Annotated in this window: 36 protein-coding genes; 11 read left to right on the top strand and 25 right to left on the bottom strand. The window is 65.3% G+C overall.

The window, feature by feature from the left end:
* Position 1: 1 nt before the first annotated feature.
* From ACW173_RS04795 to ACW173_RS04730, 14 genes are all read right to left on the bottom strand, one after another.
* Positions 2-730, bottom strand: a complete 729-nt coding sequence (locus ACW173_RS04795) for a hypothetical protein (protein ID WP_492083736.1) — start codon at positions 728-730, stop codon at positions 2-4.
* Positions 727-1,524: a hypothetical protein gene (locus tag ACW173_RS04790; RefSeq protein ID WP_492083735.1), complete on the bottom strand. Its 798-nt coding sequence runs from the start codon at positions 1,522-1,524 to the stop codon at positions 727-729. Before ACW173_RS04790 ends, ACW173_RS04795 begins: the two co-directional genes overlap by 4 nt.
* Positions 1,524-2,786, bottom strand: coding sequence for a tail fiber domain-containing protein (locus ACW173_RS04785; RefSeq protein ID WP_492083734.1), 1,263 nt, complete (start codon positions 2,784-2,786; stop codon positions 1,524-1,526). Before ACW173_RS04785 ends, ACW173_RS04790 begins: the two co-directional genes overlap by 1 nt.
* Positions 2,786-3,157: a hypothetical protein gene (locus tag ACW173_RS04780; RefSeq protein WP_492083733.1), complete on the bottom strand. Its 372-nt coding sequence runs from the start codon at positions 3,155-3,157 to the stop codon at positions 2,786-2,788. Before ACW173_RS04780 ends, ACW173_RS04785 begins: the two co-directional genes overlap by 1 nt.
* A complete protein-coding gene (locus ACW173_RS04775; RefSeq protein ID WP_492083732.1) occupies positions 3,154-4,785 on the bottom strand; it encodes a hypothetical protein in 1,632 nt (543 codons plus the stop codon). Before ACW173_RS04775 ends, ACW173_RS04780 begins: the two co-directional genes overlap by 4 nt.
* A gap of 212 nt (positions 4,786-4,997) precedes the next feature.
* Positions 4,998-6,509, bottom strand: coding sequence for a hypothetical protein (locus ACW173_RS04770; protein WP_492083731.1), 1,512 nt, complete (start codon positions 6,507-6,509; stop codon positions 4,998-5,000).
* A complete protein-coding gene (locus ACW173_RS04765) occupies positions 6,509-6,760 on the bottom strand; it encodes a hypothetical protein (protein WP_492083730.1) in 252 nt (83 codons plus the stop codon). The genes ACW173_RS04770 and ACW173_RS04765 overlap by 1 nt, the downstream gene beginning before the upstream one ends.
* The gene (locus ACW173_RS04760) at positions 6,757-7,383 is read right to left on the bottom strand and encodes a phage adaptor protein (protein ID WP_492083729.1); all 627 of its coding nucleotides are present in this window, start codon (positions 7,381-7,383) and stop codon (positions 6,757-6,759) included. Before ACW173_RS04760 ends, ACW173_RS04765 begins: the two co-directional genes overlap by 4 nt.
* Entirely contained in the window at positions 7,383-7,706 is a 324-nt protein-coding gene (locus tag ACW173_RS04755; protein WP_492083728.1) for a hypothetical protein, read from the bottom strand. Before ACW173_RS04755 ends, ACW173_RS04760 begins: the two co-directional genes overlap by 1 nt.
* On the bottom strand, positions 7,703-8,071 hold the full coding sequence (locus ACW173_RS04750) for a hypothetical protein (protein ID WP_492083727.1): 369 nt from the start codon (positions 8,069-8,071) through the stop codon (positions 7,703-7,705). The genes ACW173_RS04755 and ACW173_RS04750 overlap by 4 nt, the downstream gene beginning before the upstream one ends.
* Positions 8,072-8,125: 54 nt before the next feature.
* Positions 8,126-9,103 carry a DUF5309 domain-containing protein gene (locus ACW173_RS04745; protein ID WP_492083726.1) on the bottom strand — a complete coding sequence of 326 codons (978 nt, stop codon included), beginning with the start codon at positions 9,101-9,103 and terminating at the stop codon, positions 8,126-8,128.
* Positions 9,104-9,107: 4 nt separating this feature from the next.
* Complete coding sequence (locus tag ACW173_RS04740; RefSeq protein WP_492083725.1) at positions 9,108-10,079, bottom strand: hypothetical protein; 972 nt, start codon at positions 10,077-10,079, stop codon at positions 9,108-9,110.
* Between the two features lie 90 nt (positions 10,080-10,169).
* Positions 10,170-10,436 (bottom strand): hypothetical protein, encoded by a 267-nt coding sequence (locus tag ACW173_RS04735; protein WP_492083724.1) that lies wholly within the window; start codon positions 10,434-10,436, stop codon positions 10,170-10,172.
* Entirely contained in the window at positions 10,433-12,472 is a 2,040-nt protein-coding gene (locus ACW173_RS04730; RefSeq protein WP_492083723.1) for a portal protein, read from the bottom strand. The genes ACW173_RS04735 and ACW173_RS04730 overlap by 4 nt, the downstream gene beginning before the upstream one ends.
* A 144-nt stretch (positions 12,473-12,616) precedes the next feature.
* Here ACW173_RS04730 and ACW173_RS04725 point away from each other — a divergent pair, with 144 nt between their 5' ends.
* Together ACW173_RS04725 and ACW173_RS04720 are read left to right on the top strand one after the other, a co-directional pair.
* Positions 12,617-13,045 carry a hypothetical protein gene (locus tag ACW173_RS04725; RefSeq protein ID WP_492083722.1) on the top strand — a complete coding sequence of 143 codons (429 nt, stop codon included), beginning with the start codon at positions 12,617-12,619 and terminating at the stop codon, positions 13,043-13,045.
* Between the two features lie 27 nt (positions 13,046-13,072).
* Positions 13,073-13,837 (top strand): hypothetical protein, encoded by a 765-nt coding sequence (locus tag ACW173_RS04720; protein ID WP_492083721.1) that lies wholly within the window; start codon positions 13,073-13,075, stop codon positions 13,835-13,837.
* A gap of 100 nt (positions 13,838-13,937) precedes the next feature.
* Here ACW173_RS04720 and ACW173_RS04715 read toward each other — a convergent pair whose 3' ends face one another.
* Genes ACW173_RS04715 through ACW173_RS04670 form a run of 10 tightly spaced genes read right to left on the bottom strand, consistent with a single transcriptional unit; the run spans position 13,938 to position 20,937 of the window.
* A complete protein-coding gene (locus tag ACW173_RS04715) occupies positions 13,938-15,482 on the bottom strand; it encodes a hypothetical protein (RefSeq protein ID WP_492083720.1) in 1,545 nt (514 codons plus the stop codon).
* Positions 15,482-15,985, bottom strand: a complete 504-nt coding sequence (locus tag ACW173_RS04710) for a terminase small subunit-like protein (protein ID WP_492083719.1) — start codon at positions 15,983-15,985, stop codon at positions 15,482-15,484. The genes ACW173_RS04715 and ACW173_RS04710 overlap by 1 nt, the downstream gene beginning before the upstream one ends.
* A complete protein-coding gene (locus tag ACW173_RS04705; RefSeq protein WP_492083718.1) occupies positions 15,982-16,416 on the bottom strand; it encodes an Ntn hydrolase family protein in 435 nt (144 codons plus the stop codon). The genes ACW173_RS04710 and ACW173_RS04705 overlap by 4 nt, the downstream gene beginning before the upstream one ends.
* Before the next feature lie 4 nt (positions 16,417-16,420).
* Positions 16,421-16,816: a hypothetical protein gene (locus ACW173_RS04700; RefSeq protein WP_492083717.1), complete on the bottom strand. Its 396-nt coding sequence runs from the start codon at positions 16,814-16,816 to the stop codon at positions 16,421-16,423.
* 51 nt (positions 16,817-16,867) lie between these two features.
* Positions 16,868-17,563, bottom strand: coding sequence for a helix-turn-helix domain-containing protein (locus ACW173_RS04695; protein WP_492083716.1), 696 nt, complete (start codon positions 17,561-17,563; stop codon positions 16,868-16,870).
* A 22-nt stretch (positions 17,564-17,585) separates the two neighbouring features.
* On the bottom strand, positions 17,586-17,897 hold the full coding sequence (locus ACW173_RS04690) for a hypothetical protein (protein ID WP_492083715.1): 312 nt from the start codon (positions 17,895-17,897) through the stop codon (positions 17,586-17,588).
* Positions 17,894-18,757 (bottom strand): hypothetical protein, encoded by an 864-nt coding sequence (locus ACW173_RS04685; protein WP_492083714.1) that lies wholly within the window; start codon positions 18,755-18,757, stop codon positions 17,894-17,896. The genes ACW173_RS04690 and ACW173_RS04685 overlap by 4 nt, the downstream gene beginning before the upstream one ends.
* Entirely contained in the window at positions 18,754-20,220 is a 1,467-nt protein-coding gene (locus tag ACW173_RS04680) for a replicative DNA helicase (RefSeq protein WP_492083713.1), read from the bottom strand. The genes ACW173_RS04685 and ACW173_RS04680 overlap by 4 nt, the downstream gene beginning before the upstream one ends.
* Before the next feature lie 5 nt (positions 20,221-20,225).
* The gene (locus ACW173_RS04675; RefSeq protein ID WP_492083712.1) at positions 20,226-20,459 is read right to left on the bottom strand and encodes a hypothetical protein; all 234 of its coding nucleotides are present in this window, start codon (positions 20,457-20,459) and stop codon (positions 20,226-20,228) included.
* On the bottom strand, positions 20,446-20,937 hold the full coding sequence (locus ACW173_RS04670; RefSeq protein ID WP_492083711.1) for a hypothetical protein: 492 nt from the start codon (positions 20,935-20,937) through the stop codon (positions 20,446-20,448). Before ACW173_RS04670 ends, ACW173_RS04675 begins: the two co-directional genes overlap by 14 nt.
* Positions 20,938-21,014: 77 nt before the next feature.
* On the opposite strand from ACW173_RS04670, the gene ACW173_RS04665 reads away from it, so the two are divergent.
* The 8 genes from ACW173_RS04665 to ACW173_RS04630 all read left to right on the top strand — a co-directional run bounded on the left by ACW173_RS04665 (position 21,015) and on the right by ACW173_RS04630 (position 25,652).
* Complete coding sequence (locus ACW173_RS04665) at positions 21,015-21,293, top strand: hypothetical protein (RefSeq protein WP_492083710.1); 279 nt, start codon at positions 21,015-21,017, stop codon at positions 21,291-21,293.
* Positions 21,283-21,597 (top strand): hypothetical protein, encoded by a 315-nt coding sequence (locus ACW173_RS04660; RefSeq protein WP_492083709.1) that lies wholly within the window; start codon positions 21,283-21,285, stop codon positions 21,595-21,597. Before ACW173_RS04665 ends, ACW173_RS04660 begins: the two co-directional genes overlap by 11 nt.
* Positions 21,598-21,898: 301 nt before the next feature.
* Entirely contained in the window at positions 21,899-22,870 is a 972-nt protein-coding gene (locus ACW173_RS04655; protein WP_492083708.1) for a helix-turn-helix domain-containing protein, read from the top strand.
* Between the two features lie 80 nt (positions 22,871-22,950).
* On the top strand, positions 22,951-23,283 hold the full coding sequence (locus ACW173_RS04650) for a hypothetical protein (RefSeq protein WP_492083707.1): 333 nt from the start codon (positions 22,951-22,953) through the stop codon (positions 23,281-23,283).
* Complete coding sequence (locus ACW173_RS04645; RefSeq protein ID WP_492083706.1) at positions 23,280-23,771, top strand: hypothetical protein; 492 nt, start codon at positions 23,280-23,282, stop codon at positions 23,769-23,771. The genes ACW173_RS04650 and ACW173_RS04645 overlap by 4 nt, the downstream gene beginning before the upstream one ends.
* 94 nt (positions 23,772-23,865) lie before the next feature.
* A complete protein-coding gene (locus tag ACW173_RS04640; protein ID WP_492083705.1) occupies positions 23,866-24,807 on the top strand; it encodes a hypothetical protein in 942 nt (313 codons plus the stop codon).
* Between the two features lie 106 nt (positions 24,808-24,913).
* On the top strand, positions 24,914-25,141 hold the full coding sequence (locus ACW173_RS04635; protein ID WP_492083704.1) for a hypothetical protein: 228 nt from the start codon (positions 24,914-24,916) through the stop codon (positions 25,139-25,141).
* A gap of 271 nt (positions 25,142-25,412) precedes the next feature.
* Complete coding sequence (locus ACW173_RS04630; RefSeq protein ID WP_492083703.1) at positions 25,413-25,652, top strand: hypothetical protein; 240 nt, start codon at positions 25,413-25,415, stop codon at positions 25,650-25,652.
* Here the strand turns inward: ACW173_RS04630 and ACW173_RS04625 are convergent.
* Positions 25,634-26,341: a hypothetical protein gene (locus tag ACW173_RS04625; RefSeq protein WP_492083702.1), complete on the bottom strand. Its 708-nt coding sequence runs from the start codon at positions 26,339-26,341 to the stop codon at positions 25,634-25,636. The genes ACW173_RS04630 and ACW173_RS04625 overlap by 19 nt on opposite strands.
* A gap of 59 nt (positions 26,342-26,400) precedes the next feature.
* Between ACW173_RS04625 and ACW173_RS04620 the strand changes: the two genes are divergently transcribed.
* Positions 26,401-26,718 carry a hypothetical protein gene (locus ACW173_RS04620; RefSeq protein ID WP_492083701.1) on the top strand — a complete coding sequence of 106 codons (318 nt, stop codon included), beginning with the start codon at positions 26,401-26,403 and terminating at the stop codon, positions 26,716-26,718.
* The last annotated feature ends 14 nt before the right edge of the window (positions 26,719-26,732 follow it).

The raw sequence follows: 26,732 nt of genomic DNA, 5'->3' as shown, positions 1-26,732 counted from the left end.
GTCAGTGCTCCTCCAGGATCCGATAGGCGCCGGGAGCCGCCTTGCGCGGTGCGTTGGCGGTCGGCGAGCCCTTGGGCGCGGCCGTCGGTCGTTTCAGGTAGGGCGGCGGGAGCTTCTTGTTGGCATAGGACGAGAACCAGGCATCGAAGCTTTGACCGCGAGGATTGAGGGCCGATGGCGCTCCAAGATGCTTGGACCAGGATTGCATCGCGCTCTCGTAGGCCGACATGCGGATCGCTGCCCATTCCTGGGCGGCCAGTGCGCGGCGGTTGGCCTCAGGGCTGACATTGATGTTGATCTGCGCCTCTTTCAGGAAGGCGATGTCCTTGTCCGACAAGGGGCCGCGCAGCTTGCTCGTATCGCCGAGGGTCGCTTGGTTGGAGACTTGGCGGAAGCGCTGCAGGTTGTCCGTCTCGCGCTGGTTAGGCACGAACGGCAGGTTGCCGGCAAAGCCTCCGATCGCCTTGCCGAGGCCCGTGCGAAAGTCGCCCGCGAAGCCGGTCGGGGCTCCGTCATCGAGAAGGCGACGCGCCTCGCCGGCCGTGGCGATGATGCCGTCGGCATTGCGGACCATATCCCGAGCCTCGCTAAGGCGTTTGGCGTCATCCACCCCCATCGCGCGCTGGCGCGCCTTGTCCTGGATGCTGCCGCCACCGGCGATCTTGGATCGCTCGGCCTGATACATCGCCAGGAGTTCGTCGTCGGAGAGGTGGGAGAGATCGTTCATCATGGCAGCTTTCCACGGCGACGCAGTTCGGCGGCGATCGCGTCCAGAGTTGAGGCTGCGCTTGGCTTGGGCGCGGCGCGGGGCGCATAGGGCTGCTTGGCGCGAGCATCGTAGTAGTCGCCCTGACTGCCTCGCAAAGCTCCTTGGGCCCGCGCGGCCGCGATCTGAGCGTCGAGCAGTTCGGCGCGCTTGTCCGCGAACGGACCAAGGATGTAATCGCCCTCGCCAGTTGTCTCGTCGTAGCCGTACGGGCCGTCGGCGGTGTTGAGCACCTTTCGGCCACCTTGGGCCTGGCGGGCATCGGCGATGTCGTCCACGTCCAGGGGCACGCCGGCTTCCGCCAAGGCCTGCATATACTTACCCGCATTGAAATGGCCGGTCTCGTCCAGCGCCACCGACATGGCGCGGGCGCGGGACTCGCGGTCGGCATTGGCGCGCGCCCGGTCCTCTTCGGCTTGTTGGCGGACATTGGCGGACATGTCGGCTTCTCGGAACCCGTCCTGAAGCGCGGATACCCGACCGCCGCGACCACCCGCCAGGCCCGCGCCGGCGTCGGACAACGTCGCGCCGAGGAGCTGCATGCGCTGGGCCCCCGTCTGCCCCTCCGGACGCTGGTATTTGATCAGGCCTCCAAGATAGGAGCGGACCGGATTGGGGTTCGGCGCAGGTGCGGCGGAGGTGGATGGGGCAGCTGCAATCGCCTGTCGCGCCGATGATCCGAAGAGCCCCGGCGGAACTTCACCGGCCTGGTCATCGGCGCCCTGCTGAGCCAGCTGGCGTAGGAAATCGAGATTCATCACCCAGCCCCCAGAAGACCATAGTCGACCATCAGGGCGCCGCTCGGGTGGCGGCGAACGGCGGAAGGATCGGTGCGCGCGATGTCCTGGGCCATGTAGCCACGGCGTTTCATGCCCGGACGATCCCACTTGTACTTGAAGTCGTAGACCTTCCGGCCTTCGCCATCGTGGCCAACGTGCTCGATATCGTCCTTCAACCGGGCGTCGGAGAAGCTCACCCCCACCGCGCCAAGACCGGTGCCAAGACCGCCCGCGGCGCCCAGCAACCCGCTGATCGCGCCCATCGGATCACTGGTCTTGGTGACCGACGAGGACGTGCCGGTCGTAGACCCCGTGCCTGTCGCGCTCTGTCCCTGGAAGAGGCCGTAGTTCTGGCCGCCGTTCAGCGCCGAGATCAGTTTGAGCAGCTCGGTATCAGCGCCCAGCTTGTCACTCTCGATGTCGCGTTGAGTGTCGCCCAGGCTTCCGAGGAGACCGATATTTGCCCGTGTGTCAGAGCTTTCGGCGCTGCCCAGTTGGCCTAGCAGGCCCGCCGCCGACAGGTTCCTTCCCGCCGCGCTGTCGACGAACCCCGCATCGGCTTGTCGACGCGCCGCGTCGATCTGCGCCTGCTGCGCCGAGGCGGAATTGGATTGGCCCGCGTTGAAGGTCGAGACGCTCGCCAGGCGGTCGTTGTCGGCCATCGCGGCCGCGACAGCCCGATCATAGGCAGCCGAGCGCAAACCGCTCTCCGTCGAAGCTCGACCTAGACCCAGTTGCTGCTCGGTCAGGGATCTGGTGATCGCCGATCCCGAACCGCCGAACTTCTGGTTTCGGGCGATATCCAGCGTCTGCTGGGCCCGCGTCATGCCCGCCTGGTTATCGAAGTTGTCGAGCGTGGCCTTCACGTAGCCGTCGAGTTGCGGGTTCAGATAGCCCGACAGGTCAGTGTCGAGCAGCGTCCGCGCGGTGGCGGCGCTCGTCGGCCCAACGGTCGTGCCGGCCACGGTCGGCGCGGCGGTGTTTAGAACGCCGTTCGCGGCCGTCGCGGCCTGGCCGTACAGCGGATTGGTCGTCAGCTTCCCGGCCTGGTCGAAGGCCTGCGTCTGGAGGCTCGACGGCCCAGCCACCAGCGATTGCGCATCGGTGTTGAGCAGGTTGTCGATCTTGCCCTGGAGGCCCTGGACGGAGTTGGTCACCCATGCCGGATTGATCGGCGTCGAGGTCGAGGCGCTGTTCGTGTTCGAGCTGCTCGTCGTATTGGTTTTCGTCTTCGACGACATCAGAGCACCTTGGCGAGCGTGATTGACCAGAATTCGTAGCCGGCGGGCTTGAGCGCCCGTTCCCAACCGCGCCGCGATGCGTCGACCAGGGCCAGGTTGCACCCTTGCGCCTTCCCCCAGGCTTCGACCGCCGGTCGGATCACCGCTTCAATCTCCCCTTGGTCTCCCGAGGCCGAGAAGCACTGTATGGCCTCGATCTCCTCGTAGGATTGGCGCTCGGTGAGCATCACGGATCGCTCGCCGAACCAGACCTGCACCAGGCCTCGCGCCACCAGATCCCGGATATGATCGAAGGTATGGAGAGGCCCTAGGCCGGACTCGATGAGATCACGGCGACGGTCCATTTCCGCCAGACGGCCATCGTCGATCATCGCTGGCCCGTCGTGCGGCCCTCGAAAACCGGTGTCCCAAGGCGCAGTTCCGCAGGGCCGGAAGAGAAGTCCAGGCGATATCCCATCAACCGCGCCTGGACGTGGAGGTCGAGCTTGGATTGGCCCGGCGTGAAGACGTACGGCCCGTCCTCGTAGGTCTCGTCCTGAGGGTATTCCCGGCACAGGAAGGTGATGCTCACGGGCGCGGCCTGGACCTGGAAGTCTGGCCAGAAGCTAGTGAGCAGCAGCATCGAGCCGCGGCTGTCGAGCGCTTGGGGGCCAGCGGTCAGAAAGCCGCCGATCGCCGCGCCATCGGCCGTCCTGCCACGTTCATGCCAATAGGCTTGGCCTTGCGGCGTCACGCCGACCGGATAGCTGGCCACGCCAGCGTCGATGAACGAGGTCCGGGCGAGGAGGTGGCGAGCAGGAGAGCCGTGCTTGAGGTTCAGGCTGAGAGCCCGGCTATTTTCCTGACCATCACGTGCGTCAGGATAGAAAATCCACAGCTCCTCGAAAGCGCCCAGGGTCGAGATGACCACCTTGTCCTGTTGCGAAACCGACAGATGAGCGTCGAGTTCGCTACGGAACGGCAGCGTGACCACCGACGGAGCACCGCCCAGGCTGCAAGCTTGGAGCTGGAAATCTGGCGACAGCCACCAGGCTGTTTGGCCCTTCACGGCCATGGCGTTCGCTCCAAGCAGACCGCAGCCTGTTCCGAGCGATTCAACGCGATAAACCTCGTCCAGCGCGCCGATGTAGCTGCCCTGGAACACGCCGCTGTTGGTCCAGAGAAAGACGCCGTACCCGGCGCGTTTGGCGCCGATCAGCCGACCTCCGCCGGCGAGCACCTTTTCCCGCGCCGTCGTGTCGGTTTGGGTCGTCCAGACCGTATAGTCGTCGAGGTCGCTGTGGCGGATGCAGAGCGGATTGAAGTGGCCGGAGGTCTCCTCGTTGCAGCCCACGGCCACCACGGCGCGTTCGTCCGTCACCAATGCCGACGTGACCATCGCCGGCGCGTTGAGTATGGGCTCCGCGTTGAGCGCGATGTCATTTTCCCAGAGGAAGATCGTTCCGCCGCGCGGACAGGCCACCAGGGCTTCGCCGAGGCTGTCGAAACTCCAGGTCCGTGGAAAGGTGTCGTCGACGCTGGGAAGGCCGTAGAAGCCCGTGCCGTAGGTGCTGGTGCCGTAGCCCCGCCCGGCGGTGCCGTGGACCTTGCCTTCGGCGAACGCGCGCTGCGGCGTGATCTTCACCTCTGCGCCGCCCCCCGCCGTGACCGTCGAGGTGGCGTTCGACCCGAACGTGAAGGTGTAGGCATCATCCGTCGTCACGGTGATCGGGAACGTCCCGTTGGGCGTGATGCCGCCGATCGCCGTCGCGCCCGACACCACCACGGACTCGCCGGTCCCTAAGCCATGGCCATTGTGGTTCACCGTCACCGTGGGAGAGCCGCTGGCGACGGACAGCGGATCCAGAGGGAGCACCTTGGGGGGCAGGGCCAGCGTTGGGGTAATGTCGGTGAGGACGCCCGAACGCCAGACATAGAGCTTCTTGTGAGTGCCAAAGGCGATGTTAAGGCGGCCCTCCAGGTCGGTCCAAGTGAAGCTGTTCCGAGTGACGCCGTCCAAAGTCGACAAGGTCAGAGACTCCCAACCGCCGATGATCTCCGGACGAGGTGGGATGCCGGTGTCGCTCTGAACGAAGCGAAACTTGTCGCCGTCAATGTACCGGCCGTTCGAAGCAAAGGCGCTCTCGCCGGTGACTAGGCCAGGAGGCGTGTCGAGGGGGTATCGAGACATTCTCCCACCATGAGCCTCTCAGGCAGGTGGCGGATTGCTCCCTAGAGCGTCATGCTGGCTGGCGCCGCGATCGCACCCAAGGCTTTGCTCGCAGTGACAGTCGTTCCACCCGGCACAGAGGCCAAAGGTGTGAGCTCAACAGACGTGCTCGCGGATAGGTCGAAAATCTGTACGCGGCCGCCCTCTCCGGAAGAGCCTCCGTCTCCGCCTCGGACGGAACCTGTGCCCCCGCCAGCTCCGCCGTCGCCGCCATTGCCCCCGGTAACGTCGATCAGGCCAACAACAGGTGCACCAACCAAGAAGCGGTAGACGAGGTAGATCCAACCGCCGCCACCGCCGCCGGCGCCAGCTCCTCCGGTCTGACCTCCGAAATTGGCAGGCTCCGCGTTGCCCCCCTTGCCTCCTCGGGCCCTGATCGCTGCTGGCGTGGTCGAGGGGCCTCGTTGGATGGTCTGGGCGTAGATGGCAACCGCGCCGCCACCGGTTGGCGCTCCGCCGCCGGCCGAAGCCCCGCCGCCCGCGCCGTGGCCACTCGACCCGGTGCCGCCGCCCATGATGGCGCCAACCGAGGTGACCGCGGTCAGGACCAGCGGGGAAAAGACACCAGCATATCGGATTGGAACAGGCGACTGGCTTGCCACCGGGGTCGTCGGGAAGGCGCCATTGGCCCCGCTGTCGCCCCCCTTGCCGCCGTTGCTGCGGACGGCGGTTCCCGCCGCGCCCGGCGCTCCAGTGTTAGCGGGCGCGGCTGCGACATTGGTGCCTGCAAAGGCTCCCGTAACCAGTGAGGCGCCGCCGCTGCCCGGCGACGTACCCACGCCGTCGCCACCGTCGCCGCCGTCCCACTGGATCGCGCCGGCCGGAGCGTTGGTCAAATTGAGCACACTCTTGACGAAGATGCGCCAGCCAGCGGTCACCAGGGCGGCGCCTGCCGCTAAGGTCAGGTTGTTGTAGTACATGTCACGGGTCAGAGTGACCGGGCTCGAGATGATGACATCTCCGTCCGCCCCATCGCCAAACAGGGCCAGGTCGTTGACGACGTCATCCCAATAGGGCGTTGCGCCGTCTGTCCGCAGATATTTCCCGGCATTTCCTGGCTGCCCCGGCAAAATGCCGGCATTGGCCTCCCAGGTCATCGTTTCGATGTAGGCCTTGAGCGACATGCCGCCGATCTGCGTCGAGCGCACGTTCGCACCGTCAGACGAAACCCATGTCGCATCACCGGCCTCAAGGACGATCGCTTGAGTCCCACCGGCCGATACCGTGACGTCGCCGGTTGCCTCGTTGATGACGAAATAGTTCTTCGAGTAGTTCGGGACGATGATGGTCCCACCAGTCCCGCCGGTCACGTGGAGGATCATCTTGCGAGCTTCGGTGTCGACGCCGTTAGCCGACGTGAGGGTCTTTACCCCGCTGAGCGAGAAGGCGACGCGACCCCGAATGGCCTCGTCGACCAGCGCCAGCGCACTGCTGTTAAGAACGCCGCCCCAAGTCGTTTCGTTTTCGCCCGTGGCCTGAAGCACGAGGCCAAGCGGAGTGTAGCTGCTGGGCATCAGACAATCCCTCGGGTGTCGACCCGGCGCCAGACAGCGCCGTCGGAGAAGACTGGACACGCCTCGCCGGCGCCCAGGTCGCGGATATGGATCAGACCGCCTTCCCAGCCCCTGGCCGGTGGCAGGTCGGACACGCTGTCCAGGACCGGCAGGCGCACCGGCGCTTCCGGGTTCAGGAGCTGAAAGCGGCGATCAATGGCTCTGGCCAGGGCGATGATCGAGGGCGGCAGTGCGGCAGGAATCCAGTTCATGCAACCACGCCTCCGAAGGACGGGACCATCGTACCGCCCGCCATGGCGTCGGCCTGTTCGCGGGCGTTGATGGTGGCGAGCTGGGCGCGGAACTTGCCCTCGTACTTGGCTTCCTCTTCGGTGTTCTTGTCGAACGAGGCGGCAGAAGCCAGGGCGCCGAAGAAGTAGGCGAAGGGGTAGCGCTTCAAGAGGGTGTTGGTGTCGGTGTCGAGCACCAGGTCGGGCAGTTGGCGGGTATAGATCAGCTTTCCGGCGTAGGCCGTGTCGGGCCGAGGGCCGAAGGCCAGCTGCTCAGCTTCGCGCGAGAACACCGCTGGCCGGCCCGTCGGGCGCTGAGCGATGATCTTAAAGCGCTGCTCAATCGAGCCTGGGCGCAGTGGCGCGTCGCAATCGGTGTCGATCCATAGGCTCTTCACGGCGCGGAAGTCGGCCGGCAGGTCCACACGCTCGGCGTCGATTACCAAGTCGGCAGAGGCTTCCAAGAGCGGGATGCGCAGGTCTCGCATCATCTCGGTGTGGGCGTAGGCCACGAACACCGGGATGTTGCTGGTCCACTTGGCCAGGTTGCGCGCCGCGAAATCTGTCAGGGCCGTCTTCAGTTCGCCGTAGGTCGAGAGCGCCATCAAACAGCTCCCGGCGAGGTGCGCAGATAGGCGTAGTCAGGATCGCGGAGCTTCTGGTTCCGCTTGGCCTCGCAGTCCGGATCGTACCACCACCAGCCTTCCTCGTTCAGCCATTTGACCATGAGGATGGCGGGGATGAAGCCGACCCGGCGCAACTCGCGTGTCTTCGAGTACCCGTCGTTGTGGGTCGCCATCGCCTTGCAGCGATCGACCACAGGCGTCAGGTCTTGGACGGTGACGACATCGTGCGTGCCGTCACCATTGCTGCGCCAGTAGCGCTTGAGCCCGTCGTCGGACGCGCTGTGGAGCAGCAGATCGCTCACCCGATGATCTCGGCGTAGGAGCGATCCTCCAGGGCCTGGGCGACCGAGTTCTCGAGCACCAGCTCGGTGCCCCAGTCGTAGAAGCCGTCGTTGCCGTCGTGGACGTGCCCGTGGCCGGTCTTGGTGATCCGAACCAGGGCGTGGGCGTCGCCGGAGCGATCGGCCAGCTTCGGCGGGGCCTTGCCGGCCTTCAGCACTTGGCCAGGCTTGGCGCTCGTCGGGGACGTGGACTTGCCCCTCGACTTGGGCGGTTCAGCCGGGGGGGGCATGGTGGCGCCCACGGCAAGAGCCGGTTCGGCCACGGCCTCGGGCTCGTCGTCGAAGTTCGGCATCTCTTCGATGTTGGGGATGTCGGTATCGGGCATGTGAACCTCGAAAAGATGGGGCGGCCATGACAGCCGCCCCAGTCGTGGGAGTGGTTAGAGAAGGTCGGCGACGACGCCGTGGGCCTTCTCGTTGCCGACCTGCAGCGTCGCTTCCGTCAGGATCATGAACTTGCGGTTGTCGCCGGACTTGGCGAGTTCCTGGGTCTTGACCGGGCGGAGGGTGGCGACCTTGGCCATGGTGGGATCGACGATCAGGGCCTCGCGGACGGTGGACGAGCGGGTCAGGCCGTACGGGTGCGGCACGGTGTGCAGCTTGCCGAAGTCGCCCTCGTAGACGTCGGCGCCGGCGACGATCGTGGCCTGATTGTTGCCCTTCACGTCGACACGGATATCGGCGATGCCGGTGAAGCCTGAGAACTCGCCCTTGTGCTTGGGGCCCAGGACGATCATCGCGCCATCGACTTGGGCGCCGGCGGTGAACATCGCCTGGCAGACGGTCTTCACCTGGTCTTCGGTGAAGCTCCGGCGCGTGCCGTCGGTCGGCGCGGCGACGATGCCCGCCGAATAGCCGCCGTTGGCGCCGCCCGCGCCGCGGGAGACGTTCGAGGTCAGCCACGCGGCTAGGCCAGCAGCCTTGCGGGTGGTGGCGCCCGACTCCAGCACAGAGGCGCGCGGCTGGAGGAACGCGGCCTCCATGTCGCGGCGCATCGACAAGCCCTTGAGCATCACCTGGCGATCGTAGTCGTCCTCGCGACCAGCCGAATTGACCGCCGACTGGGTGCCGGCGACCGAACCCGTCTTGCGGAAGATCTGGCAGATGTTCTTGACGCGCGTGGTCAGGTTGCCGGCATCGACGGTGCCGACGTCGTCGCCTTCCAGCTGGGCGTTGTCGGCGTTGACCGCGTCGAGCGCTTCGGTCTGCCATTCGTGGGCGGTCGCGGTCGCCTTGACCTTGCCGAGCGTGGAGATGACGGGCGTCTTCTCCGGCTCGACCCGGTAGATGATGTTTTCCAGGTCTTCGCGGTTGCCGACACTGTTGAGCGTGGTGACGGTGTTGGTGGGTGCAGCCATGGGACTAGCCTCGCTTGGCGCGCATCAGGGCGAGGGCGTTCTCTTGGCTGGGGTCCTTGTCGAACCGGGCCTGGGCGCTCTCGATGACGCGGCGTTTCTGGGAACCTTGGGAAGGCGTGGCCGTGGGGCGAACCGCGCCGGCGCTCGTGGCCTTCACCTTGGGCGTGAGGGGTTTGACCTGCGGGGGGTTCTTGGCGACGTTGGCCTGCGCGCGGTCGTAGAGCATGGCCTTGCGAGCCAGTGTCAACTCGACGGCGCCCGCCCACTTGAGGTCCTGAGGCGTGAGCCCCTGATCCGTCAGGTACTGGACGAGTTCCGCCTTCGCGGCCTTGCCGGTCTTCGGGTCTGCGAGTTCCGGCGAGAGCTCCTTCAGCTTGCCGGCCTGTTCACGAAGGAACTGCCGGTGCTGCTCGCTCTCGGTGGCCTCGCGAAGCTGGGTGAGCCTGGAAAGCTCCTCCTGCTCCTGTTCGAACTGGACCTTGGCGGCAAACGCGCCAGCGGGGTCCTCCTGGGCCCATCTGGCCCAGTCGATCCCATCCCACTGGCTCTTGAAGACCTCGGCGGCGCGCTCCAGTTGCTTGTCGACGATGGCGACGACTTCGCCGATCGCCGATGCTTCCTTGCGCGCGGTCGCGGTCTCTTCCTTCGCCAAGGAAACCTGGCGCCCGTACTCCTCGTCCCGCGCCGCGATCACCTTCTGGAGTTCGGGCGTAGCCGTGGCGAAGAGCGCCTTTTCCTCGGCTTTCCAGAACGCAGGCGGATCGACTACCGGCTGGGCCGGCTCCTCCACCTCGTCTTCGACGTCGTCATCGCCTGCCGGATCCTCGTCCGGTGCGTCGCCTTCGTCGGCCAGCTGGTCACCGGCCACATCTTCCTGTTCCTGGTCGCCTTCCGGATCGACCTCGTCATCGTCCTCGACGGGGTCGGGCGCGGCGGCCTCCCGTGTCGTGGACAGAAGGGAGACGGCGTCGTCCATGGAGAGGGCGCCCGTCGAGGTGTCGGAGGTGCTTTGCAGGCTCATGCCGCAGAGATTGCCCCCCTCCCAATCCCGCGCGGATTGCGTCGCCTAAGTGCGATCGAGGATGCTGGCCATCTCGTCGAGGGCGGCGGCGTGATTTCCAGAGGCCACGGTGTCCAGCAGCGCCTTCCTGACCGCGTCCAGGGCCTGCACTCCGAAGTACATCGCCTCGCGAAGCTCACGCTGCGCCACGGTCGAACCGGCGATCTTTTCGAGCATGCCGGCGCGAAGTTGCTCGATGGCGCCCTCCACGACTGTCAGCTCGCCGGCGGCCTGGTGGCCACGGTTGATGGTGACTTCCCGATCTTCGATCATCCGGCTTCTCCTCCGAAGCGTACGGCGCTGCCGCCCGAACCGCCCGCGAGGTAGTCGGCCGCCTTCATCCTTGCCTCGACATCAATCTGGTAGCGCTTGAGACCGATCTCCGCCTCTAGCTGCCGGTCCTTGAAGGCGATGTCCTGGTCGATCTTGTACTTGTCCAGTTCGGCTTGCTGTTGGGCCTGGACTTGATCGGGATCGATCTTCTCGGCGCCGGGCGGGACCTGGCCGGCGGCGGCTTTCGACGGGTCGGTGAAGAACGGATCCACCGACTTCATGCCAGCGGCCATCACCAGGCGCTGGGCGGTATCGTAGACGTTCTGCATCGTGACTACTGGCCCCGCGGCCGAGCCGCCCTGGAGGCTGATCACCTTTTCCTGGGCGCCGATCACCTGTTGCAGGGCCAGAAGCTGTTGCTCGCGACCGCCGGAGCCCACGCCGATCTCGACGACCATGTCCTTGCGGCTGCCAAAGGTCGAAGGGTCCACCTCGACCCACTTACCGCGAAGTCGGACCTTCTCGGCTGCCGACGGGTGCTTGCGGGTCGACGCGTGGACCAGCAGCAGGCCATCTTTCAGGCCAGTTTCCGAGAACACTCGGGCGATCATGCGCACACGCTTCTGGGCGGCGTTGACCATGGCCATCGCGCCCTTGGCGGTGTCGTGCAGGGTGTCAGGGTTGAGGCCCTGGGCGTTGCGAACCACGCCCGAGCGCTGCTCGCCCATCACCGAGACCTGCTCCAGCGCGCCGAAGACGTCGAAATCCAGGGCACCAGCGCTGACCGAGCGCACCGCGTCGCCTGTCTTGGACCGGATCGGGGCGCCGGGGACATAGTTGAGCAGATCCGACAGCGTGAACTCGTTCGCACGATCCATCGCCACTTCGGAGCGCTGATTCATGGCGAAGTAGCCGCTGTCCAGCGCCATGCGGAGCAGTACGGTTTTGATCTTCTGGATCTCCATGACCATGTCGGCCAGGGAGCGCCCGTAGAGGCGGTGAGCGACGATGAACGGCGTCGACACGGCGAAAGGTACGTCGTCGATCCGCTCGCGCTTGAGCAACACCCCCTCGCCGTTGCCGGTCACCACACGCCACAGCTCCGGGATGCCGTCACCGTCGGCGTCAACGCGAACGATGTGCTCGACGATCTCCACCTGGTGCAGGTTGAAGGACGTGATCCCCGCGGTGGAGGCGTTGTTGTGCTCCCCGGCGTTGTCGCGGGCGGTCTCCTCGCCGGTGTCGTTGCGCACCCCGTAAGGGCTCAGCTCGGCCACCAAATCGGGGTCGTAGCCATCCTCGATCAAGGTCTGGGCGCGAGGCCGCGAGCGAGCAGCGCAGTAGGTGGTCTTCGCCAGTTCGACGGTGTCGCGGGCGACGGTGAAGTCCTCGGGCGGCCAGGCGACGACGCAGGTGCGGCCGCGCTGCTTGGACTGCCGTAGGACGAAGTCATAGGTGGGCTCGCCACCGTCTTCGGCCGGATACTCCGCCGTGATCTCAAGCTCGCCTGCCTGGTCGGCGATAGCCATTTCGAGGGCCGTCTTACCCTGGAAATGCTCTTCGGCCTCCTCGTCGTACTGCTCAGTCGAGACCTTCAGCACGCCGATCTTTGACAAGAGCGCGTCCTGGCAGTGGACGTAGATATTCCGCCAGCCCGGGTTCTCCACGAACATCACGTGGTTGACGTAGTCGGTCTCCTGGCGGGCCGCGTCGACATCCTCCTCGCCGACGGGGCGGAAGGTGGCGATGTCGTCGCCCGACGCCAGGATCTCCATCAGGTCGGGCATCAGCGTCTCGACGGCGTCCGACAGGTCGGTCGAGATGGCGGCGGAGCGGCCGGCCAGCGCGGGGACGTCGGTCATGACGCCCTTGAGGTAGTTCAGCGACCGCTCCCGGTTCTCGCTCAGCTCCTCGTCGTGCTCGAAGCCGACGGACTGGCGGCGCTCCTCGGCGACCAGGGCCAGGAAGTCGTCGTCGGTGAGCTCGGCAGGCTCCGCCACCGCGATGTCGTCGGGTTCGTCGTCATATTCGGCCATATCGCCATGGTCGGGCCGCTGGTGTTTTTGCGGATTGCGAGATTAGCAGCGCGCGTTCTCACCCGGAAAGATTGCGATTGATTGATGCCTGCCTGACAGCGTGCAAAGCTGCGCCTTGCGCTTTTCGGAGCGAGGAGATTCTAGATGACGATGGTGAGGGTTTATCGCTTCAAAGGCTTTGACGTCGTTGGTGGCTCGGCCGTGCAATCGAGGCGGCTAGCGACTAAGGAAGCCATCGAGACTTCGCCAGGACTAGAGATCATCCCGACCCCTTACTGGACTGTCGACGACACCGTCTTGGACGGTAACGGCATGACGCGCCGCATGGATGCTAACGGATCAATTGCTTACGGCGCGCTCGACGACGACGGCAACGCGTACATTGTTACTGAACAGGTCGTTGATGATCCCGAGCCCACAAGGGAAGCCTTCAAACTTTTGCCAAGCGCTACGCTAATCCATGCAGAGCAAGTGGCTACCGACTATAACCGGCATGGCAGCATGCTGGTTGGCGGAGGCCCCTTGCTACGCGGATCTGAGATCCCGCGCCTTCATGTGCCCTTGTCCGATTAGCGGCTCCCCTACCCCCAGGAGGGGTGAATGACCGTCCCCGATCTGTTCGCCGGGCCACGCGACCTCCTCGATAGTGCAGAGGGTCACATCCAGGAAATCGTCGAGACCCTGACCGGGATATTCGACCCAGAATGGGCGTCCCTCGCCTACGAGTTGGATCCGAAGACCGGAGATATGCTTGTGAAGGTCGTGTTCGGAACGCCCGTACCCATTCGACTCGCGACCCGCGTCTTCAACGTAGTCACCGAGTTGCGCTCCGCGCTCGACCACAGCGTCTACGCCGCAACCAAAGCCATCACCGGCCGGGCGGATCCCGCGAAGGCAAAATTTCCGTTCGGTGACACGGCGGCGGCGCTCGAACAGAATTTCATGGCCTATTGCGACCACGTCCCCGCTCCCGTCTTCAAAGTGATGTTCGAGGCGATTAAACCACACGAAACTGGGAATTGGCTGCTTTGGAGTCTGAACAAGCTCCGGAACGCGAAGGACCACACTCGCCTGATCGTGCCCAGTCCTGCGGCTAGGCTTATGGATACCAGCGGCGATACCTCCGGGCTCATCCTGACCAGCGGCAGCCCAGATAATGATTACGTCATCGTGCGCGCCCCCCCTCCGGTGAACCGTAAGCTCAAGATAGGCCTGCTGCTCCACGTAGCGTTTGGTGAAGTCGACGCCGTCAAAGGGCGCGATCCGGCGGGCTATCTCATCCAAGCTCATGGGGCCGTCCGAATGGCGGTCGACTTGATCGAGCACGCCACAATACGGGAACTCGATAAGCCCAGCGCCCTCTAGCGCGCCATCCGTCAATACCGCCTCCAGCTAGTCCGTCACACCAGGCGGGCTTTTTCATCCTCTTCAACCTGGCCGATCAGCAAGGCATGATCCGTTCGGCTCACGCGATCCCCCCGATGTTCACCTCGAACCGGTCGATGGCCGTGGAACGCTTGCGGGTGTGGCGGTTGGCGTTGACCACGGCGTCGCCCCGGTCGGGCGAGCGGCCCAGGCGCTTGATGATCCGCTCCTTGGGCTCGACCAGGATCCCGCGCGGCCCGACGTTGTAGAGAGGGGCGCAGAGGTCGGCCTTCAGCGCGGAGTCGGGCGGCAGCGAGATCGGCTCGGGGTTCTCGGGATCCAGGGCCTCGCGCATCCGCCACCAGTCACGGGCGCGGACGTTGTAGAACCTGAGCTGATCGTCCTTGGTCTTCTCGTCGGTACCCTCGGCGCCGTTGCAGGCGACGGTGTGGATGTCGTTGGAGATCAGGAAGTCGTAGGCCGACGAGCCGATCCCGATGATGTCGATGTGGACGGGCGCGCGGTCGCGGCGGGCGACCATCACGTGGCCGGCGGCGGCCGGGCCGTTCGGGGTCTCGGCGCCGGTGTGGACTAGCAGCTCGTCGAACCAGAACCCGTGGCGCCGCGAGACGACGGTCTCGTCATCCCCGCCGCGCGAGACGTCAACGCCCATGCTGTCCATGGGGCCCTTGGCGTCGCGCGGTTGCCACCGCGCCATGGCCGCCTCGACCCAGGCCGTGGGGATGACCTGCCAGGCGCTGTCCTTGATGCCGGCGTTGAAGTCGCCGTTCAGCATCTGGCTGCGGAGTGGTTCGGGTAGGGCCTGCAGCTGGGTCATGTAGCCGGTCCCGGTCAGATAGGGGTTGTCGCTGAGCCTGGACGGGATGAACGTCCGCGACTGCGGCGTGATGATTTCCTGCGGCGTGTAGCGGCGGCGGTCGAACTCGTACCGGCGCTCGCCGTCGACCAGCACGAAGGGTCGATCGTCCGGTAGCTCGATGTCCTTGCCCGCGATCGTCGCGAACCAGCGCAGTTCGCCAGGCTGGGCCGGGTTGGGGTGCTTGCTGTCGAGCCAGGGTCCGAAGAACGGGATGATCCATCGCCCCTCCGCCGTGGTCGGCGGGTTGAACGTCATCAGGGTGGTGCACTTCTGGCCCGGCTTCGTCGTGCGAACCCAGCCCATCAGGAACCTGACCTGGGCCTCGAGGAAGTTGGCCGCCTCGTCCAGGACCAGCAGATCCTTGGGGCGGCCCATGTACTTGGTCTCGTCGCCGGGGTGCGGAACAGAGCCGAACTCGATCTGCCTCGCGCCCAGCCGCCAGATGCGTTCCTGGCCGTTGTAGCCGTCCCGGCCGTTCAGCAGGCCGGTCAGGCGGTCGATCACGCCCGTGAGCTGCGTGCCCTCGCGTCGGAAGATGGCCGACACGGTGTGTTCCGTGACCGCGAGCCCGCACGCCAGGTCCGTCTTGCCGCCGCCGGCCGCCCCGCCATAGCCGATGATGTCGGCCTTGGAGTGATAGGCCATGGACTGAGGGCCGGGGAGGGGGCGCCAGATCGCCTTGTCTGCCGCCAGCAGCTTGGTCAGTTCGGAGCGCTCCTCCTCCGTGAGGTAGGGCAGCAGGTCGGCCACTTCGTCGGTGCGCATCAGCCTTCCTCGGCGTCTCTGCGCTGGCGAGCCGCTTCCATCAGCGCCGTGATCTTCGCCGCTGCCTGCGTGTCGCTGTACTGGATAGGCGCGTCGTCAGGCCCGCCGCCGACCAGCGCGACCTTGTCTCCATAGCGCTTCGGGTCCCACTTCGCGAGGAGCTTCAACCGGGTCTCGATCCGCAGTTTTGACCGCTGGACATGCTCGGCGTCGAAGGCCTCGTAGTCAGAGCCGTCGGGGCGCTGGCGCGTTACGTAGTCGTTCGAGGAGTCGTCGGCGATGGCCAACGTCTCCTCGGCGATAGCGTCGAAGCCGATCTCGCGTGCGCGCGCGAACCGTTGGGAAAACGCCTCACGCTCCTTACGCCAGTCGTAGACCGTGCTGCGATCTGGCATGTGCTCGCGTCGACAGATCTCGGCCAAGGGAATGCCCTTGCTGATATCGGCGACGATCTCATCTTCGATCTCGGGGGTGTGCAGGGTCGGGCGGCCAGGCGCGTTCATTGATCTCGCCTCAGAACGGTGACATCGCCGCCGGTGTAGACGTCATGCGCAATAGCGGCTCGCACTGCTGCCTCAGGCCCAGCGCCCATGAACATTGCGCCGAGTGCTTGATCGCGCCCGCTACCCATCGCGAAGTAGGGAGTGTCTAGGCGAAACTTGCCGCCAGCCTCATGAAGCTCTAACGCTCCATCCGGGTAAACGATTAGGCCGGAGTCAGAATTGTCGCCCTCTGTCTTCGCCAAAGGCGGATCAGACCGGTCGCCGCTGATCCACTCCAACCACTCACCCATGAACGCTGCGGTGCCGCAGCCGCCGCCAAGCCGTCCATCGGGGCCACGCGCGATCTTCACCACGCCATTGATGGCCGTGTAGCCTCTGCTGGTCATGGTGTCGGCCGCTAGCACACCGTCCCGATAGGCGATCGTGGTCATGGGCCTACTGCGGGATGGTGTAGGTGACCATGAAGGTGATGGCGCCGGCGGGGTTGGTGCCGCCGTTGGCCGCGACCTGGAAGTACAGCGACGTGGCCAGGTTCAGCACGGCGGCGGAGGCCAGGACGGTCAACGCGGTCGAGGCGGCGGCCTTCAGGTCGACATCAGCCACGAACTGCTGACCAGTGGTGGCCGAGCCGACGCGGGCGTTGATGTTGGTAGGCGTTCCGGTGAAGGCCGTGGTGTTGACGGCGCGGATGCCGTGGATGTGGGAGCCCAGGGGGAGATCCATGACGTCCGACGCGGTAGCGCCGGCCACCATGGTCAGGGTGATCTCCTTGGAGAATAGGATCTTGCCAGCTTTGGCCTGGCCCTGGATCTTCTGCTTAACCGAAGCCATGTGCTGGCCCTTTGGCTGGAGTGATGTCGACCATCACCTTGGGCCAGAGGGTCAGGGCGCGGATTGGCGGCGGAACTTGCAGGTCACCCGCCAGCCCTTGGCGCCGCGCTCGCACCACAGGGCGTCGGAGAACCTAGGCCACCAGCCAGCGGCGCGGCCCATCTCCATCAGGACGTTCTTGGCCAGGCTGGCGCGCTCGGCCTCCAGGGTCTGGGCGAAGGCGGTCTGGGCCTTGAGCATGACGTGGACGGTCATGGTGTCCTCGGTTCGGTCCAGCTCGACGCTGTCGCTCTCTCCGTAGAGGCCGCCTTCGGTCAGGGTCGAGACAAGGTCGCTGACGAAGGGATCCGACAGGCGTTGCGACGTAGGGGCGGCCACAGCCGTCTGGACAGGCAGCACGGCGCGGAAGCTGCTCGCGATGGCGTCCAGGGCCGCCGAGAGGACACCGTCGTCACGCCGGTCCTCGATGACCTCGATCGCGTGGCCGATGGTCGAGCGATGGCGCTGGAGCATCCGGCCGACCTGCTGCTTGTCGAGGCGGGCCTCGGTGTGGAGGAGATAGGCCACGACCTGGCGCGCGAAGGCGACGGATGGCGAACCCTTCCGCTTCCCGGCGATCTTCTCCGGGGCGATGCCGAGGTGATCGCCGACCAGCTCTGTCGCGCCGACCAGGATGTCGATCGCGCGCCTGGGCAGCGAGCCCGACGCGTCGAGGGTCTCGTCTCGCGGGAGGCTGGTGGTCGACATGTGGTTCCCCGACATTGATGGTTCAGCCACGATCGGCAGGGCGAGCTTCGTAGTGATCGGCGAGCTTGGTCGCGGCGGCGAGGAAGAGCTCAGCCATTACCGCGACAGGACGGCCGGCGGCTTGGGCAACCTCGCCGATCCTCCGCCCGCGACCGGCGCAGAGATCGAGGATCGCAACCTCCTGGTCGGTGAGCACCGCGCGGGCGGCCTTGAGATCGTCCTGGGCATGGAGCCGGCGCAAAGGGCTACGTTCGCTCTCGTTCACAGCGCGCCATTGGCGGGCGTACGACTGGGCGGCGATGGCCTGCCGCTGGCTGATTGCGGGCGTGGTCATGCGGCGCTCCTGTGGCTGAATTGCTGATCGAACTCGGCGAGGATTGCGGGCGGTGCTCGGCACCCCGGCTCCCCGGGCGGCGGTCCGAGATCAGGCGGCCAGGGCGTGCCTTCGTGGAAGAACTCGACCATCATCCGCCACCGGTCGTCGGTGATGCCCGGCACGCCATCGGACGTGGCGAGCCACTGGTCGTAGGCCTTGTCGGCCAGCCAGCGCTGCAGGCCAGGCTGGCCCATGTCGCGTTTCACGTCCTCGTCCTCGGTGACGTACCGGCGGAGGGCGGCGACGATCAGCGCCGGCAACTGCCGAGCCTTGGCCGCTTCCCAGGCGGCGTAGACCACCTCCTGGCTCTTGCCCCGACGCCGCATCAGCGGCGTGGCGACGTTCCACAGCTGGGCAAACTCGACGTCACCGGCCAACCGCAGGGCCTTGGCCTGCTTGCGCCGGACCTTCGGGCTGGCTGGCTGCCCGAACAGGCCATCCGTCTCGTCGCCATCGTCACCCTTGGGGGGGACTATAGGGGGGGTAAACTCAGGGGTTTGAGTTTTAGAAGGGGGTGTGGGGGAAACCTTTGTCTCAGGGGATGTCCCGGGACGTCCCGGCATGTCCCCATCTGTCCCGGGGACATCGAGGGACATCGGGGGACGTCCCGGGGACGCGTCGGGACGGCCGGGCGCGCGCTCGGCACGCTGGCGGCGCTTCTTCTCCGCCGCGTTCGCACGACGGGCCAGCGTGGCGGTCTCCGCCTCTGCCTGCTGCTTGGCGATGTCGGCTAGTTCCGCCTTCATGACGGCGGCCATCATTTCGACCGTCGCGCCGTTGGCGACCATGGCGTCGATCACTGCGGGGGACAGGCTCAACGGTAGCCCTCCGGATTCCAGTCGCGGATCGCCGAGCACTCCGCCTGGCAGAAGGTCAGCACTTGGCCCTGCGGCCCGTTGCTGTTCTTCGCCACGATCCAATAGAAGTGCCGCTCGACCTTCCGCAGTTTGTCGATGCGTTCGGCCTTCTTCAGCGCGTCCTCGTGCTCCATGGGCTCGCGGTAATAGTATTCCGGCCGGTAGAGCAGGATCACCAGACGAGCGTCCTCGGCGATCGCGCCGGACTGCTTGATGTGGGAGAGCTGCGGCCGGCGGTCATCGAGACCTTGCTTGTCGACCTCGCGGTTGATCTGGGCCAGCGCGACCACGGGAACGCTCAGGCGCTTGGCCATGGTGGTCAGGTCGTTCGAAATGTCGGAGATCTCGGCGGTCTTATCGCCACGGCGGTTCTGCGCCGGGCGGACCTTGCCAATGTGGTCGACGAAGATCGGGCCGGGCTTGATACCCTGGCGGCGCCACAGACGATGCTGGCGACGCGCGCCGGCCTCCATCTGGGCAACCGTCAGGCCAGGCCGGCAATCCACCTTCAGCGGCCACCGGGCGACGATCTGCTGGGCTTCTGTCAGCCGGGCCCACTGGTCGTCGGTCACGCCCTGGTTCTTCAGCGTGGCATTGAGCGTCGGGTTCGTGGTTCGGCCTGAGTAAGCGCGGGCGAAGCGGTCGAACGCCACATCGCAGGCCAGGCGGATCGCCATGGCCTCCTTGCCCATCTCCAGGCTGTAGAAGATCGTGCCGAGGCCCGCTGCGGCGTTGGCCTTGGCGACCTGGATCCCGGCCATGGTCTTGCCCATGCCGGTGTAGGCGCCCAGGACCGCCATCTCACCAGCGGTAAGCCCACCGGTCATGTTGTCGACCTCGGCCAAGCCGATCGGGAAGTCGATGCCGTGGGAGCGCGCCCGCGCTGCGTCCATGGCGTCGGCGATCATGTCGCCTGCATCCATTTCGTGGGTGACGTCGAGTTCTGCGTACCGGGCGGCTGCTGCGACGCCCTGCTCGGCAATGGAGGTCGCCTCCAGGAACGGGATCGATTGGTCGTAGGCCGCGGCGCGCGCGCCTTCAGCCGCCTCGACCAACTTTCTGCGTCCAGCGAGGTCGACCAGCACGGCGACCATGTCCTCGATGCAGGCAATCGGGGGCGCCTTGTCGACGAGGTCGAACACCAGCGTCGGCCCGCCCATTTCCATGAAGGCAGGATCGCTAGCCAGGCGCTGCATCACTAGGATGCCCACGGCGTTTCCCGCCATCGTCTGGTGCTGCTCGATCACCTCGAACATGCGCCGGTTCAGGGCATCCCCGAACAGGTCAGCGCTCAGATGCGGCAGGGTCGCGATGACCTTGGGCTCGTATAAGCACTGGCCGAGCACGGCGAACTCGGCGTCGTAGCCGAGCAAGCGCGCGTCGTGCGCGTCAGGGCGCAGGATATGCAGATTGGCCCCCGACATGCCGGCTACTGGACCTCCAGGCCCTTGATCGCCCGGCGATTGTCGAGTTCGTCTTCGGCCTGCTTCAGGCAGCGCGTCAGGAGAGCCCTCGCCGCGACCGGGTTCAGCCGGCACATGCAGGTCGTGGCGGCATGGATGATGATCGAGTAGCCCGACGCGACGTCGTTGCCGACGACCAGCTTCGCAGCGCCCTCTTCGACCATGCGGTAGGCAGCCACCAGGCGATCAGCCAAGTTCATGCGGTTCTCCTTTGGCCAACATCGTGGCGGAGGGGTGGGATTGGTTCGCCCCGGACATTTGTCCGGACTGTCGGCCGCTGTAGAGGGTGACAACTGTCACCCCCTCGCCGGCCGAAGCCGGGCTGTCGGTCACGGCGGCCCGGTCCAGAACCGGAGCCACAGCTTGCGGAGCGCGAGCACCAGGGCCCGCAGTCTCACGAAGCGCGGCCTTCCGCTCTTCAAGTTGTTCTTCAAGAGCCCTCACTTCGGCCTCTAGGCGGGCCGCGGCTTGATCTGGATGGAAGACGGCTTCGGTCACGTCGGCGCCGAACGCGGCAATCAGACCGAGCCAGTGCCGCGCGGTCGGCCAATGGCCACGACGGATGTTCTCCGCCGTCCGGACGTCGCAATCGATCATCCGGGCCAAGGTCTTGGCGTCGGCGCGCTGTCGAACGAACGAGGCCAGCCGCCCCTGCAAAAGTTGCGGATCGTCCCGCATGCAATGCGCTCCAATCGAAGTCATGAAGAACCTCGTTGGTGGTGGCGCTGGGCCGCCGCGGGACGGCGGGAGGGCTCATGAAAGACGATCGGACTTGCCGGTCCGAGCAGTACTGGGATGAAGATCTGGAGCGGTCGGGCGGTCAGGCCCGGCCGTTCTGCGTTTCGGGCCCGGGCGAGCTGCTCGCCGAAGCTATCGACCACGCCGTTGGCGCCGGCGCCTGCCGCCTGGCCGGCCGCCTGAACCCTAGCGCCCAGGCTACCTGGAACGCCGTCGCCGAGGCGAAGCGCCGCCAGGCCCAGACGGCGCTTGCCGCCTACATGCGCGCGATCGGCGGTCGCCGTCGTGGCGCCTAGGGAGACGCACGGCCAGCGCATCGAACGACTTGAGGAGGTGATCGTCCCGGTCTTGGTCGAGATCACGATGCTGAAGATCGTGCTCGATCGGCTCCTCGACTTCGACCTGCACCGTTGCGAGGACACGGGCTTCGACCCGTTCCGCTGGCTGATCGAGGAAGAACTGGCGGACGAGTCCGTCGCCGCGACGATCGAGGAAACGCGGGATTGGCTCAGGGGCCGAGCCGTCCTAGCCGCTCTCGACTTTTTGGGTCGTGTCGACGAGGACGACGCGCCCCATGGTGGGGCGGCCAACGATGACTGAATTTCTTCTGCTTTCATTTTGGCCTCGGGACGTGTGCCGTAGCGATCGCCTCGACCGAAATCATTCCCACCGGCCCTTGAACCTCCGAAAGCGCTTGCCAGTAGCGAGCAGGGATCTTGTTTCGCGCCACCCAAGCGCGCACCCGCTTCGCAGCTCGGTCTCCAACACCAAGGTGTAGTTGCCGTGCGACGGCGGCGCTCCCGCCGAGCGCAAGGACGATATCTTTGGGACGAGCCACCATATCCATACGCTACGTTTTCGTAGCGGTTCGCGTCAAGCCCCACGGATGTATGATGCAGTGATGGCAGACGATCTTGAGCGATATTCCCGTGACGCGGTCGCAGCGCGCCTGAAGAGCGCTCGGCAGGCAAAGTTCTCCAGCGCGTCAGAGCTGGCGCGCCTAATTGGGATGAAGGACGTCACTGTCCGAGCCCACGAGAACGGGCAAAACGGCCTGAGCATGGGCAAGGCAAGGAAGTACGCGACGGCCCTGGACGTCAGCGCCGAGTGGCTGCTGTACGGGACTGAACGATCTGACGACGACCTTTTGGACTATGCCAACAGCGTCGTAGCTACCGGCTTATCACCGGCCGTTCGCCGTGTTCCAGTTTGGCAGGACGCGCGCCAGGGGGCCTATCTGGAGCTACCACCACAAGAACTTTCATACGCGTCTGCATTCTTATCGCTACAAGTCCAACGTCACGAGCGCTTAAATATTAGCGCCTTCCAAGTGCAAGATTTGCATGCGTCACGCGTATATTCTCCCAAAACTTATGTGATTTCTGCTCCCCCGAATGGCGTCGACCTAAGGGAGGGAGATCACGTCGTGGTCTGCAAGATGCGAGCAAACTCTAATTTGGTTGAGACAACCGTCCGAGGCATATCCTTCAGCGATCGCGATTTCGTCCTCACGTCGCTAGACGCAAGGACGAGCACAGACGCCGTGGTCGGAACGATCCAAATTGCGGACATCGTCAAGGACTGGCGCGATGAGAGGCGCGTAATCGCGGATCAGAATACACCAGGGTTTGCGTACGCAGAGGCGATCTTCAAAGCGACATCGGCGCGGCGCCTCTCAAAACTCGCCAAAGATAGCGCCCACGAGTACCTCCCGCCGCTCCCTCAACACAACACTCAGGCCGTCGATCAGTATTTCATCTATGGCGTTGTGCTTGCAGCGTATTCTCAGCGCGAAAGATCATCATCGACCATCGCCCGCTGGAACACGAGCATGTCGATATACGAGCCCGACAAAATCGATTCGGGTGACTGACGACACCCGATCGTAGCGCTTGACGGCATCGCTACAAATTCGTAGCGTTCATCCATCGAAACCCGATGGAGCGCTTGGCCATGGCCGGCACGACGATCAATCCGAAGAGGTGTTGGGCTGAAGGCCTAGAGGCGCGGAAGGCGCGCAACCTCTACCCGGCGACTTACGAGCGTGATGTTGGTGTTGTTGCCGCCATGCTGGCCCGCAACGAGGCCCAGGCCGCCACGGCGCGCCGGACGCTCCAAGCCGCACTCAAGACCGGCGACAAGGTCGTCGTCCGCTCCCAGCGCGGGCAGCTCGACCGCTTCGACACCTATTCCCGCAATTGCCGCGAGCGCCTGTACCGCCTCGCCGCGCCCGCCGTGGCGCCTGTCGCCCAGGTGGAGCCCTTTTTCCTGCTGGCGGCTGAATGATGGTCGGCCTGGCAATTGCCCTCGCTGAGAGCCCGGCGCGGCGGCGCGTCGAGGTAGCCGGCGCCCCGCTCGCCGCTATCGTCGCCGAAGCGACCGCGTACGCGGCGAACATCGCCCCTGCTCAGGACGCTTTCGACGCGGCCGACGAAGCCTGGGTCACGAGCACCGACGCGGAACGAGACGAAGCACTCGGCGCGCGAAAGTACCAACTGGAGCGGGCCTGGTTCGACCATCTGGACCACTTCCTGTCAGTCGCGGAGCGCGCCTTGAAGCTGCCGGCGACGACGCGAGAGGCGCTGAAGGCTCAGATCACGGCCTATGCCGAGCTGCTGGACCCGATCCTTGGCGAGCAAGGCTACGACACCGCGCTGGAGCGCCTCCCCAAGGAAAGCCTCCTCACCGTCATCGACCACCTGATCAACAGACACGTCGGCGTGGTGCTCGCGCCGGACCGTGTCCGCTTGGCCGGCGACGGAGGCACTCGATAGCCGTCCACACCCGTGTTCTTTGAAAGCGACGGACGCCACGCCCTGAGAAAGTACGGCGCCCGTCTATCCGAAACCCTGATTTGGAGATCCAGATATGACCAAGGCAACTACCACGACCGAGCAACGCAACAACACTGCGGCCAGCGTTTTGCCGTCGACCGCCTCGAAGGCGATGCGAGCCGCTCAGGCTCAGGCTCAGGCGCGGTCCCTGGCCGAGCTGCTGGATGAGCGAAATCGTCTTCACGACGAGATGGATGGCCTCCCGCGTGACCTGACGGACGAGGAGGTCGACGTCTTGGTCGCATCGGACGACACAGTTTACGACGGTGAGATTTCCACCATCGACGACGTCATCGCCAAGATGGCCCTCGTTGCCGAGGACTATCGAAACGGGACGGTGCTTCCGCGCGAAGTCGAAGCGCAGCTGACGATCGACGTGACCAGCGCCCTTGCCGACGCCGCCGACTGCATGCGCAATAATCCGCCTCCGCGCGGCTTCCGCTGGGCACTGGTTCCGGCCGCCAAGAAGACGCATCGGCCGGAGGCTGGTGCAACGGCGCAGGAGGCCTGGGAGGCGGCCAAGGCCCGCTACGAAGCCGCGAACACCGCCCACGAGGCGTGCGACGACGTGGCCGACGATAAAGCCGGGTCGCCGATCTGGAATGAATGGCGGGCGGCGCTGAGCGCTTGGGAGGAACTGACGCCTCCGAGCATCGGCGACCTTGCCGACCTGCTCCGCGTCCAGATCAACACCTATTTCCTGGACTACGGCTACCAGGACGCGAACTGCCCGAACACGATCTCCGATCTCCTAGTCGACGATGGGGAGAAGGCGACGATCGCGGGGACGTATCTGAGCCTGCTTCGCCTCGCGGGTATCGACAGCCCTGCCTTGTCGGCGACCGTGTACGAGCCGTTCGACAAACCCGCCCACTACGGGTCCAGGCCGGATGAACGGATCAGGGCCTGGCGGGAACACCACGAGCGCCGCGTTGCTGACGTGACCTCGGCCGGACAACTCCTCGCAGCTGAATAGCCATCGCCGCCGCGCCGCCGGCGTATTCGTCGGCGGCGTTAGCTCCCGCCTGAGGCTCCTCAGCAGGCCCCACAATCAGCTTTCCGACCACCGAGGAAAGAATCGCATGTCTACCACCCATCTCGAAATGGCCGAGGGCTTGCAGGCGCTGATGCCAATTCGCGAGCCAATAGAGGCTGCGATCCATCACGCCCGCATGGCGGCCGAGAACAGGAAGACGGCAAGGTCAGATCCCAGTCGGTCAGAGCTTTGGACCGACGTTGCCGCCATCCATTCGTGCGCCTCGGAGATCCAATTGTCCCGCTTGCCCAACGCTGAAGGGCCGGGCGAATGAAGTGCTCCGATTGTAAATTCTGGGCGCGGGTGGACGATGGCGAGGAACACTCGCCCGCCGCCTACGGTCAGTGCCGCCGGCACGCCCCGACGCCGACGTTCGAGGCCATGGTCTTCGCCGCCCGAGCGCTTGAGTACGGACCGCAAGAGGCGGGCTCTCACCCGATCGACGTCGGCAACTGGACCTCGCATTGCACGCTCTGGCCGGTAACGAGGATGTCTCAGTTCTGCGGTGATTTCGTTCCCGCCAAGAGCCGCGTGGGGTTCGTCTGATGGACGGCCCGACGCCCGAACAGCGCATCGAGCGCGAGGTCGAGTTCCTGGCCGGCGTTTACACCGAGGCGCGCGACCTCCCGGCACAGCGCCTAGCAGAACTCGCCGACCAACACCGCGAAGCCGCACAGGGCTGCCTCGACGCTGCGTTGATGGTCGAAGGGGCGGCGCGACTGACGTTTCTCCGCCTAGGCGGAGAACACGCGACCCGCGCGCAGATTTACGAGGCGGCGTCGTGAGCGGCCTTACTGTCGATCGCTCCAGTTCCTTTAAGCCGGTTCCAACTAACGGCCCCGGCAAATGGCCACATGCGACACTGACGCTCAGCCTCCAGTGCGACCTCATTTACGATATCGGCCATCTCGCGGCGCATCTCGTGGAGCTTTTCAGCGGCGACGCTAAAAAACTCAAGTTTATCTCCCCCTTCGCCAGCAGCGATCTCCGCCAATGCGGACTCAGTAGCCGCGAGCAAGCTTCGCGTTGCGAGGACATGATCAATTGCGACTGGCAGCTCCAGCTGGAAGATATCGATCTCTTCTATTGCGCGGAGGGCGTAATCACCAACTCGCCAGGCCTGCCTGAAGCGAGCGTAAGCGGCCGGGTCTTTGGCCTCGTTCAATGCGGCCAACCAATTCTTAACCACAGTCTCGCAGCCATGGATGGTTGCGGTTGCCGCTCGCAAGCGTCCTTCGAGCATCCTAAGCTCTGCCGCACGGGCTTCTCTGATACCTCTTTCGGATTGCCATCCTGCAACCGCAAATCCGGACAGGATCGCAGTTACGGAACCGATCGCCTGAACCCAGTCGGCTGCCTTGTCGCCGCTGAAAATTTTCCACGCGCCGAGATATACGCCGCTGGGCGTCAGCATCACGCCGACGAACAATGCGCAGCAGCACCAAATAAGAACGTTACCCCATCGCATACGCACGACGCTCTCACGATTCCCGTTCTCCGTGCAGCGAAGCTTAGCGTCCGGAACAGCGCTCCATGACCGATCCCCGCATCAAGCGCCCCTGCCCGTTCTGCGACGAGGCCGTGCACCTCCGGGTTCATAGCGAGTCCTGCCCGTTCCCCATCGTTGAAGGCAACGACACGGTGAAGGGCGAGGACGGCTTCGACCTGGAGAACTACGTCGATGGCGTGTCGTGCGAGGTCTGTAGCGCCCTGGTGCCGCTGGTCGTCTGGAACCGCGAGATTTCTGGCGAGGAGTACGCGATCCGGCGCTCCTTCGACCCGGCTGACGACGGCGGCTGTGGCTGTGGCCACGACAGACATGAGCGAGTTGTCGCGCTGGAGGCCGCGTAGGTGGCCGACATCAT

The organism is Caulobacter sp. ALps2 (assembly GCF_058681635.1).
This window is presented reverse-complemented; position numbering and strand designations above follow the sequence as displayed.